The sequence below is a fragment of the Dethiosulfatibacter sp. genome (assembly GCF_983023055.1).
This window is the reverse complement of sequence record NZ_CEZJXU010000011.1, coordinates 552-12,359: the sequence shown is the minus strand read 5'-3', so window position 1 is coordinate 12,359 and position 11,808 is coordinate 552. Positions and strand designations below refer to the sequence as shown.

The 11,808-nt window shown below is 34.0% G+C and carries 10 protein-coding genes; 1 reads left to right on the top strand and 9 read right to left on the bottom strand.

The window, feature by feature from the left end:
- The 9 genes from AC3AX0_RS01260 to AC3AX0_RS01220 all read right to left on the bottom strand — a co-directional run bounded on the left by AC3AX0_RS01260 (position 1) and on the right by AC3AX0_RS01220 (position 10,233).
- On the bottom strand, positions 1 to 654 hold the full coding sequence (locus tag AC3AX0_RS01260; protein ID WP_487548487.1) for a DUF6088 family protein: 654 nt from the start codon (positions 652 to 654) through the stop codon (positions 1 to 3).
- Between the two features lie 193 nt (positions 655 to 847).
- Positions 848 to 2,209 carry a DUF4301 family protein gene (locus AC3AX0_RS01255; RefSeq protein ID WP_487548486.1) on the bottom strand — a complete coding sequence of 454 codons (1,362 nt, stop codon included), beginning with the start codon at positions 2,207 to 2,209 and terminating at the stop codon, positions 848 to 850.
- 77 nt (positions 2,210 to 2,286) lie between these two features.
- A complete protein-coding gene (locus AC3AX0_RS01250; protein ID WP_487548485.1) occupies positions 2,287 to 2,598 on the bottom strand; it encodes a DUF6951 family protein in 312 nt (103 codons plus the stop codon).
- A gap of 99 nt (positions 2,599 to 2,697) precedes the next feature.
- Positions 2,698 to 3,864, bottom strand: a complete 1,167-nt coding sequence (locus AC3AX0_RS01245) for a nucleotide sugar dehydrogenase (RefSeq protein ID WP_487548484.1) — start codon at positions 3,862 to 3,864, stop codon at positions 2,698 to 2,700.
- Positions 3,865 to 3,923: 59 nt separating this feature from the next.
- Positions 3,924 to 4,919 (bottom strand): NAD-dependent epimerase/dehydratase family protein, encoded by a 996-nt coding sequence (locus AC3AX0_RS01240; protein ID WP_487548483.1) that lies wholly within the window; start codon positions 4,917 to 4,919, stop codon positions 3,924 to 3,926.
- A gap of 281 nt (positions 4,920 to 5,200) precedes the next feature.
- Positions 5,201 to 6,514 (bottom strand): 2-hydroxycarboxylate transporter family protein, encoded by a 1,314-nt coding sequence (locus AC3AX0_RS01235; protein ID WP_487548482.1) that lies wholly within the window; start codon positions 6,512 to 6,514, stop codon positions 5,201 to 5,203.
- Between the two features lie 20 nt (positions 6,515 to 6,534).
- Complete coding sequence (locus tag AC3AX0_RS01230) at positions 6,535 to 7,707, bottom strand: NAD(P)-dependent malic enzyme (RefSeq protein ID WP_487548481.1); 1,173 nt, start codon at positions 7,705 to 7,707, stop codon at positions 6,535 to 6,537.
- A 254-nt stretch (positions 7,708 to 7,961) separates the two neighbouring features.
- On the bottom strand, positions 7,962 to 8,633 hold the full coding sequence (locus tag AC3AX0_RS01225; RefSeq protein ID WP_487548480.1) for a response regulator: 672 nt from the start codon (positions 8,631 to 8,633) through the stop codon (positions 7,962 to 7,964).
- On the bottom strand, positions 8,626 to 10,233 hold the full coding sequence (locus AC3AX0_RS01220) for an ATP-binding protein (protein WP_487548479.1): 1,608 nt from the start codon (positions 10,231 to 10,233) through the stop codon (positions 8,626 to 8,628). The genes AC3AX0_RS01225 and AC3AX0_RS01220 overlap by 8 nt, the downstream gene beginning before the upstream one ends.
- 440 nt (positions 10,234 to 10,673) lie before the next feature.
- On the opposite strand from AC3AX0_RS01220, the gene AC3AX0_RS01215 reads away from it, so the two are divergent.
- The coding region (locus AC3AX0_RS01215) for an RNA-binding domain-containing protein (protein WP_487548478.1) at positions 10,674 to 11,808 on the top strand (1,135 nt) is incomplete at its 3' end.

Here is an 11,808-nt window from a genome sequence, read left to right as displayed (position 1 = left end):
TCATTTAACAGATTCATAAAGCGCCTCCATATTCAATTCACCATATTTCGATGACGAATTCAAATGTTTAACCAGTCCATTCTCAATTTCAAAATAATCCACTACACTTTTCAACGATGCTATAGTGCTCTTCTTATACTTCATGACTTTTAGAATATATTCCATATCTGCATTATCATAAAACTCGCTAATCCTGGATAGATACTGATACAGCTTCTTCTTGTCAAAATCCTCAATATACCCATAGTTTTGCAGTACTTCAAGCAATTCAATCAATTTAACTCTTTTTTCACTGAGTTTCATATCAATCTTACTTATTGTTATATTTCCAATTTTCTTGGATTGCTGCTGCAATCTCGTGGAATATATGGTTATGGATTTTGAAATCTGTGTAGTAAGACCAAGCCTGTTGAACATCCTATAGCCGACATATAATCCATATTGGTTTTTATTGCCGATAAAATATTCCGCTATCGCCTTATTTGATATTTTTAAATTACCAAATCTTCCCTTTTCCGGTCTATAATATATGCTCTTAGCAACTCTTTTCAATTCACCATTCTTTTCTAACCTTGAAAAAATCTTTTGATATGCCATATCTGGAACATTCTCAAACCTGGTTGAATGTATATATACCATATCAATTACTGTCATTTTATTCGTCCGGTTTATATAATTGACAACTTCTCTAGAATAACTCATAACAACACCTCTACTCTTAATTCAATTATATCATTTATTTGTATTTGGTCAAGTATTTATTTATTTTAACTGACATTATTTAAATAAGCGTCCGGTCCGTCAAATCATGAAAATATTATCACCTAATCAAAGTTTTGCTTGGTTTCTAAGCCATCCTATGGCCGTACCTCAACAAATCATTCACAGTCTTCACCGGATTAAATGTTGAAAGTGGAACCTCTACAAACAAGGTGTTCCAATTATGCATTGCACCATTCCATAGACCTGGATGTTCAAGAGCCTTTAAGCTCCTACCCTTATATGTCTTTTCACTAATAAAATATCTATCCCTGTTTACAAAATCCAATAAATTGAATTTCTCATCCTTATAATCCTTAAGAAAACACACCAGATCAACCGGATTAAAAAACTGTGATGATTCCAGGATCTTCATCTTCTCTTCATCATTCAAATCAATCTCTGACTTTTCACATATCTGCAAATCCAGATGATCTCCATTATCTACAACAAAGGGTCCTCCACCTGGTTCTCCCTGGTTTTTAACCATTCCGCAAACCCTAAGTGGTCTGTTAAGAAAGGACAAAGCATTTTCCTTTGTCAGTACATCTTTGCAGACTATATTTAATGTATCTTTCAAGAACACATTGATTTCATCCAGGTCAAAATCCTCAGACAATATATCCGAAATATACCTGTCAATCTGTTCTTTAACTTCAAGCCCTACAGACGCCAGCATTTTTTTTGAATCAATGGTTTCATCTACATGGCTTTTATGACATACATTATCTATATTTTTAATGAAAACAATATCAGCATCCAAATCATTCAGATTTTCAATCAAAGCACCGTGACCACCAGCCCTGTAAAGCACCTCTCCATTCTCAAGCAAAAAAGGATTGTTATCCATTTCTACTGCTAATGTATCCGTTATTTTCTTTTGAAAGGAATAGGTAATGTTTACATTGTCTTTTCCAAACAATGCTTTCTCTGTATAGCTTTTGAACAATTCTTCATGTTCTTCAGATATGGTGAAATGCAATCCTACCGAATCTTTGTTCAAATATTGCTCTCCCTCATAAATATGTTCATCAATTGGAGTAGCTGAACAATCTTCATATGAATGCATTTTAATAAGAGCCTTAGGCAAATTTCCATAATTCATTCCATTACTTAAAACAATGCTTATAATCTCAATTCGACCATCAATAGTTTCCTTGTCCAATTTCTTAGAATCAATCAATTCTTTTATGCCGTCATAGAATGCAAATTGCTCCAAATCACCAAAAAAACTGTTTACAAAATCAGTATCCACCTTATCACCCAGGTATTTATACAAATCCTTAAACATCCTTGTAGCTGCACCACTTGCTGGAATAAATTTAATGCATTTTTTATTTATATAATGATCCGTAACTACATCAACTTTCGTTAATTCATTTGCAGTCACAGGAGATACTATATTTACATGCTGTGTTCCCTTTTTAAACTTGTCAATAATTTTATCCATGCTATTACCTCACCTAATAATTCCTAATATATACTTTTTCCAGAATATCTTTTCATAGGCAAAATTATGCCCTAGTCCTATTCAAACTCTATTTCAACATCCTTGGGTAATGCTAACCCACATACTACCTCTACACCTTTTAACATTGCCGTAGGAACAGGACAAGCTGCATGAGGACAATGAACTGCTGCTGCTTTGGCAATTGCACCTTCTCCATATTTTTTAAATACTTCATCGTAACCTTTTACAGAAGGTACATCCTCTACCAGTTTGCGAATATGTTCACATTGACTATCTACTTTAAACTCTGCATTCATGCTGTCGGGTGCTTCAACTTCAATCTCTGTCATTAATCCACAAATTCCCGGATTCACTTTTAATTTTATCATGTTTTATTCCTTTCTGCCCTGTCTATCAATAACTAATTTACCTAGTCCACAGACACAATATTTGCGTTCTATTTAATTTTACGTCAACTGCTATACACATCAATCCCTACTAAACAAATCCCTAGTATAAATCTTCTCTTCTACATCCATGATACTATCATCAATCCTATTAGCCACAATAACATCGCTAATCTTCTTAAACTCATCAAGATCCTTGATAACTCTAGACTTAAAGAATTCATCTTCTTCTAGTGCAGGTTCATATACCACTACCTCAATACCCTTTGCCTTAACGCGTTTCATTACACCCTGAATTGCAGAATGTCTGAAATTATCAGAATCCATCTTCATAGTAAGTCTGTATATACCTACAATCTCAGGTTCACTTTTTATAATCATATCTGCTATATGATCTTTTCTGGTCCTGTTTGCATCAACTATAGCAGACATGATATTCTGTGGTACATCAGCATAGTTTGCCAACAGCTGCTTTGTATCCTTAGGCAGACAATATCCACCATATCCAAATGAAGGATTGTTGTAATGACTTCCTATCCTTGGATCAAGTCCAACACCTTCAATAATTTGCTTGGTATCAAGTCCTCTTACCTCTCCATAAGAATCAAGTTCATTGAAAAACGACACCCTCATTGCCAGGTATGTATTAGCAAAAAGTTTGATTGCTTCAGCTTCTGTAGATCCGGTATGAAGAACAGGAATATCCTTCTTGATAGCACCTTCAGCCAAAAGATTTGCAAACACCCTTCCTCTTTCGGAATTTTCTCCAACTACTATCCTTGAAGGATGAAGATTATCATATAGCGCCTTACCCTCTCTCAAAAATTCAGGAGAAAATATTATATTGTCAGTTTCAAACATTTCCTTAACTTTCTCAGTATATCCAACTGGTACAGTGGACTTGATAATCATTACAGTATCAGGATTAATAGCCAGTACATTTGCTATTACAGCCTCAACTGTTCTAGTATTAAAATAGTTCTTCTCAACATCGTAGTTTGTCGGTGTTGAGATAATAACATAGTCCGCATCCTTGTATGCCAAATAGTTATCTGTAGTAGCAACCAGGTTAAGTTCCTTGGTAGACAAATATTCTTCAATCTCCTTATCAATAATAGGAGATTTTCTGTCATTGATCATATCTACTTTTTCTTTAATAATATCACATGCTATTACTTCATTATTCTGTGCCAGTAAAATTGCATTTGACAATCCTACATATCCTGTTCCTGCTATTGTAATTTTCATTTCGATATTTCCCCTTTATTTTTGAACAGTAGTTAAACAATTGCTTTTCCATAGCTTAACTATTGTTCCTTATAATATTCCTTATACCATTTAACAAACCTATCAAGACCCTCTGTAAGACTTGTACTTGGTTTGAAACCAAAGTCTTTCTCCAATTCAGATACATCAGCATATGTCTGATACACATCACCAGGCTGCATAGGCAATAATTCCTTCACTGCCTCAGTGTCAATAATATCATATTTCATTAATTTCTGTTCTAATATATTGACGAAATCCATTAAGCTTTCTGGACTGTTATTACCGATGTTATATAATTTATACTTCACACCATCTTCATTAGGTTCCGGTGCTTTATTCATAACATTAATGACACCTGTTACAATATCATCAATATAAGTAAAGTCTCGATACATATCCCCGAAGTTATAAATCTGAATCTTTTCACCTTTGACTAATTTATTGGTGAATTTAAAATAAGCCATATCAGGTCTGCCCGCAGGTCCATACACCGTGAAGAAACGAAGTCCTGTGGCAGGAATGTCATACAACTTGGAATAAGCATGAGCCATCAATTCATTTGACTTCTTTGTGGCTGCATAAAGCGATACGGGATTGTCCACCTTATCATCAATTGAATATGGAACTTTCTTATTAGAACCATAAACTGATGAAGAAGATGCATAAACCAAATGCTCAACTGGGTTATTTCGACATGCCTCTAAGATATTAAAGAAACCAATGAGATTAGAATCAATATACGCCTGAGGATTGTCGATAGAATACCTAACACCAGCTTGCGCAGCCAGGTTTACAACAATGTCAGGTTTATACTGTTCAAATATAGAATCAATAGCCTGTTTATCAGCCAAATCACCTTTTATAAATGTGAAATTCGGATTAGAATTTAGTTGAGATAAACGATACTCTTTCAACTTTACATCATAATAGTCATTCACATTATCAAATCCAATTATTTTATTATCTAAAACTAGAACTTTTGCGAGGTTTGATCCGACAAAGCCTGCTGCTCCTGTAATTAAAATTGTTTTCATTATACTAGCTCCCTATGGATTTATTTAAAGAGACCTACTGACACAGTAGACCCCTCTTATATATTCACCTCTCCACTCTCGAGTGAAAATTGATTATTATCAAAAGTATATCAGATATATGTGTATAATTCAATAATATGAAACCCTTATTACATGGAGAAGGCAAATCGGTATACCAGCAGAAAAATCCTTGAAATAATTGTATTTGATTGCTAAAAAAGGAGCCGGAATTAACGTTCTCCGGCCCCGTTTTCTAAGGTTTGCTACATGAATATTTTTAATTAGATGAATATTTTTAATAATGATGAGGCAAGAATTATTATAAATGCTCCACCAAGTCTAGATGAAATTTGTGCGAATGGCATTAACTCCATTCTTTTTGATGCTGATAATACGGCAACATCTCCAGTTCCACCCATATTAGCCATACACAATCCTGCTGTTATTGCTGCTTCTATTGGATAGAATCCCATAAAATAACCAACAAATCCTGATCCCAGTATAGCTCCGATTATTGTAACTGCCACCAAAATTATATATTGAATAGTAAATGCACTTATTACAGCTGCTAAATCTGTATATGCTACTCCAATACCAACAAGCAGTGCCGGTGTAAGTGCAACCATTACGAATTTAAAGAATTGAAAAGCTCCTACTTCGTATTTTCTTGGCATAAGTCCCATTGCCTTAACAGCAGCAACAGATATTATCATCAATGCATAAGAATGTATTGGTATAAACTTGGCAAGTATGCTTCCCAGTATATAGAATGTAGTTGCGACAAGCATTCCCATTCCCATAAGTTCAAATGAAATTTTGTGTTCTACTTCTTCTGATACAAAATCATCGCTTTCTATTCTCATAAGCTTTCCGTTACCTGTAAGAGAAGTTCTTTTCTTTCCAATCTTGTCTAGCACTCCCGCAGCAACTATTGCAAAAGCATTACCCATAGCAAGTGCCGGTATCATTATTGAAAGCATTTTTCCTACATCTGCATTGAAGAATTCACCAAACATTTCTGATAGAGGAACAGCTCCAGCTCCCATTCCGCCTCCCATGATTGGAACTCCAATATATAGTACCGCTTCCTTAAATCCATATCCAATTAATGATCCAACAATTCCAACAAGACCCAATGCAACGATTACTCCACCCAGGATAGTCGGCAAATATCTTACAGATGCTTTAATCAAAAGTTTTCTGTCCATTCCCAGAATACTGCCTGTAATCAAAGCCGCTATATAAAAGTTTAAAAATCCACCGGCTTTTGTAAATGTTACTGCAATTTCTTTTGCAGCTTCAGGAATGATTCCATAAGTAAATAGTGCAGCACTACCGAAAATAATTACAATTGGTCCACCACCAAAGTAATCCTTGATTATTGGTGTTTTATTTCCTATTTCATTTAAAATTGCGCCCATTACCATCATCAATGGTATTGCTCCCGTAAGTCCTTTTGGTAATTTACCCAGATAAACCGCGATTAGAATTATTGCTGTAGCCAGTCCGAATACTGGTAAAGACATACCCATGATCTTGTAACCTTTTTCTTCTTCCAACAAACTCGTGTTATCAATTTTTGATGTAGATGACATAATTTCCTCCTTGTTTTATATTATATTTTTGCAATGCCACTTTCTATTGCAGCATTTGAAACAGATTTAGATACTTCTTCAACTATTCTTTTATCAAATGGATTAGGAATAATATAGTCTGCACTAACTTCTTCTTCACTTATAATTGATGCTATTGCCTGTGCAGCAGCAATTTTCATTTCTTCATTTATATCACTTGCTCTAACCGCCAATGCTCCCTTGAACAGCCCTGGAAATGCAAGTACATTATTAATCTGATTTGGAAAATCCGATCTTCCAGTTCCAACAATAAAGGCACCCGCTTTTATTGCCAAATCCGGCATGATTTCAGGAACAGGATTTGCCATTGGGAAAACTATTGATTTTTCATTCATTGAAGCTACCATTTCCTCTGTTACTGTCTTAGGACCGGAAACACCTATAAATACGTCAGCTCCAACCATTACATCTGCCAAAGTTCCCTGAACATTCTCCGGGTTGGTAAATGATGCCAAATCCTCTTTAACAAAGTTATTTGTTTGTTGACCTCTATAAAGTACTCCAACACGATCGCATATATATATTTTTCTTGCTCCCATGGAATAGAGCATTTTTGTAATTGAACTCCCTGCTGCTCCCGAACCGTTAACTACAATCTTTATTTCTTCAATCTTTTTATCTGCAACCTTTAAAGCATTAATCAAAGCTGCAGTTACTACAATTGCTGTTCCATGTTGGTCATCATGAAATACAGGTATATCCAATTCTTTTTTCAATCTTTCCTCTATTTCAACACATCTAGGTGCAGAAATATCTTCAAGATTGATTCCACCAAATGTTGGAGATATGGCTTTCACAATATTAACGATTTCATCGATGGATTTAGTATTCAGGCATATAGGAAATGCATCCACGCCGGCGAACTCCTTAAACAGTACACATTTACCCTCCATTACAGGCATTGCCGCCTCTGGACCTATATCTCCAAGCCCCAATACTGCCGTACCGTCAGTAACAACAGCAACCAGATTTCCTTTTGAAGTATATTTATATACAAGTTCCTTATCCCTGTTAATCTCTCTGCAGGGTTCTGCAACTCCAGGAGTATATGCAATGCTTAAGTCATCTTTGTTTTCTACCTTCATTTTTGAAACAACTGATAATTTACCCTTAAATTTTTCATGAAGTTTTAAACTTATTTCTGAATAATTCATTTCTTTCTCCTCTTACTTTTATTATTCCATGAACTAATTCTACCATAATTCATTTAAATAATAGCCTATAATAATAGGCTTTTATTATTTCTAAACTAATTCTACCATGATTCATTTATTTAATTGGATTAAGCAACTATTGAAAGTCTTTAGTTCATAAAGTTTATGACAATAATTTAACAAAAAATAAAAAAGAGCACTGTCTTTGATAACAGTACTCTTCATCCATATTTTAGTTCATATTGTTAATGATATCAATTAAGTATTTTATATACATAACTCGGTCTTCCTACAGTTCCATACTTTGTTTCACATTCAAGGACTCCGACAGATTCCTGATATTCGAGATATCTTCGAACAGTCACCCTGCTTATACCTGCCAATTCAGCAACCTCATCTGCAGATAAATACGTATCTTTATTATTGCCCAACACATCCATAATCTTCTTCAACGTTCTTTCCTGCAGTCCCTTTGGCAATTCGTGTTTGATTGAAGTATCAACCTTTGTTAGAAAATCTATATCCTTCTGATTAATTATTCCTTTGTTTCTCATTACCTCATGCCTCGCAAGGTAGTTCTTCAAAGATTCCTTCAGTCTTTCAAATTCAAAAGGCTTAACAAGATAATCAATTGCACCAAGCTTTAATGCCCTATCTATGACTTCATGCTCTTTAGCCGCAGTTATAAATATTACATCCACTTTGATAAACTCTCTTCTTATCTGTCTAAGAACTTCAAGGCCGTCCATCTTAGGCATGTACACATCAAGTATCACCAAATCGCATTTTTTGTTCTTCAAAACCTTTAAAGCTTCTTCCCCGTTTCCTACCTTGTCAATAATTTCAAACTCTGGAAAAACACTTACATATTTTTCATTTAAATATGCTACCATGGGATCATCTTCAACAATCAATACCTTAATCATCCAAACCCTCCTTAAGCAAAGTAACTCTAAACATTGTCCCTTCGCCAACTTCCGAATCCACTTCAATACTTCCATCCAACTCAGCAACAGTTTTTTTCACAAGATACAACCCTGTTCCATTGCTTCCTTCTTTAGTAGAATAGCCCTTGTCAAATATTCTATCAATCACATCTTTTTCTATCCCAATCCCCCTGTCCTCAACTTCAATAAAAATTTTATCCTGGTCCTCAAAAATGAACAAACTAATGAATTTTTCACTCTGCTTGTCTTTTAGCGCAAAGAAGGCGTTTTCCAATAAATTCCCGATTATTTTTATTAAAACTGTACTCTTTATTCTTCCATGCTCCTTATACAGTTTTGTTCTACTATCTATAACTATGGTAATTCCAAGCTCTGATGCCCTGCTTATTTTACCGAAAATCAATCCTGCAATTGTTGAATCTTTTATATTTTTAACAACGCTTGTAATAATATTTTGCCGTCTGCTGATTACACTCTTCAAGTACTTCTCAACTTCAACATATTCTCCTAATTGCACCAATCCCAAAATAACATGTATCTTGTTTAAAAATTCATGGGAATTAGCCCTTAATGCATCAACAATTTGATTTATACCCGTCAGTTCTTCTGCCAGATTCATTATATCTGTTTTATCCCTAAAAGTAGCAATGGCTCCCAGCACTTCTCCATCATTAATGATAGGGACACGATTAGTCACTATAACTCTTCCATTTATTATTTGTTCCTTGTCATATTCGGATTTTCTCGTCTTAATAATATGAGTCAATCTGCTTGTTGGAAAAACATCTTCGATATATGTTCCTATTGTATGTGAAATATCTATTTCAGTAATTCCCAGAATTTTCAAGGCCGAATCATTAATAAGAGTAATATTACCCTCGACATCTATTGAAATTATTCCTTCATGAATAGCATCGAGCATACTCGCCTGCTCTGTAAATAATTTCACTATATGTTCAGGTTCAAGTCCCAATAATGACTTTTTTATACTATTTCCAATCATAAAGGACCCTAATGCTCCAACAAGAAGTGATATGAGTACCCATACAAAAATAGTATTAAAAGTTTCATTTTTAGCCAAATCAATACTTTCGGTAAGAGTTCCAACTGCAACAAATCCTACCTGATTGCCTTCATAAAATATAGGTTCAAAAGCTCTCAAAGACCTTCCTAAGGTACCTGTGCTTTCTGAAATATATGATTCCCCGTTTTCTACTACCCTTTTTTCATCACCACCAACAAATTTTTCTCCCACCCTTGATTCTATGGGATGAGAATATCTTATACTGTTCATGTCTGCAACAACTATAAAGGTAATGTCATCTATGGAATCAAGGTATTTCTGAACAATATTTTGAATCGTCTTATCCTGCTTTTGAGTATATAAAGCATAGGTAATATCATCATCAACTGCAATGAAAGAAGCAATATTTGTTATATTGTCCTCTACCTTTTTTTCCAAAATACTGTCAAACCAGGATGATGCAAGCAATGCACTGATGATTACTGACAAACCAAGAAGTATAACGACAAGTATCATTATTTTAGTTTCTATTTTCAGTATTCTTTTCTTTTTCATCTGACCTCCACTCATATATAATTCTATCATGAAACCCAAGTTTTTAGAAATCAAAAAGCCTTCTGAAAACATATTAATATTGCTTAAAATCTTCTCATCAACAAGTTTAAACCTAATAGCACAAAATCTGTAAAACGTCCTCAAGTCATAAAAATATTCCATTACACTCAGTGCACGCACCTCCAAACAAAATGTTAAATGAAAAACTCAAAAACAAAGAACTAAAGAAATTGTATAAAGAAGCAATTCTTAGCATACGAGAACATCCTTATATTGGAGATATTAAAACTGGCGATTTGAATATTTATCATTATAGTTAGTATCAATGGATATCGTTGGTTTATCTAGACCTTTTTTTACATATGTGATATTATAAAGCCAAGGAACGAAAGAACGCATAATAATTCGACCCCGGTCGAAAATAAAATGGAGTGTCTATTATGAAGAATATTTATGATCTATCTAGTGGTGAAAATAAATATAGAGAATTAAAGGAAAAATATACAAAATCGATGCTTAAAACAGTATCTGCTTTTGCCAACTATCATGATGGAGAAATAATTATAGGCATTAGTGACGATGGTATAGCAATAGGTATAGAAGAATCAGAATCAATTAGACTTAATGTAGAAAATGCAATAAATGACAACATAAGACCTAGGCCATATTATGAAGTTGAAACAGTGAATATTAATAATGTCGAAATTCTTAGATTCATCATATTTAAAGGACCCAATACCCCTTATGTATATGAAAAAAAAGCCTACCAAAGAATGGATACGTCAACAGTTGAAGTCGATAAACTTAAGTATGATGAACTTGTTATGTATGGAAGAAATCTGAGTTTTGAAGAATTAGACTATTTTGGAAATAATATTAAGTTCAATAAACTTGAAAAGGTTCTTCAGGATGAACTTGATATTCATGAAATTGATTTGGATATTCTTAAATCTCTTGAACTGTACAAAAACGGATCATATAATAATGCCGCAGGTCTGCTGGCAGACAAGAACATATTCAAGGAAGCAGGTATTGACCTGATTTGCTATGAAGATAATACCATGATGGAAATTAGAGATAGAATTCAAGTTTCTGGAGTATCAGTTCTAGAGCATTATAACAAGAGTATTAACTTCTACAACAAGCATATCAATAAAAGAGATATAATAAAAAGTGCAAAACGGATATCATTTGAAGAAATTCCAGAAGTGGCATACAGGGAAGCTGTAGTGAATTCAATTATTCACAGGGATTACAAAAGAAGAGGAAACAACCGAATTGAAATCTTTGAAGACAGGATTGAGATAGTCTCCATTGGTTCACTTCCACTTGGAATCTCATCAGAAGAATTTCTAAATGGCAACTTTTCAAATGCGAGGAACAGAATATTAGCAAATATTTTTTACAGGATAAAATTAATCGAAAAACTGGGAACAGGCATAAGAAGGATCAAAAACTCATATATAAAATATAGCGAAAAGCCTACATTCCAAGTTATGGAAAATTCAATAAAAATCATATTACCTGTTATTTCAATTGATGACCGTACTCAAAAAAACAAGGTGTCTATAACTC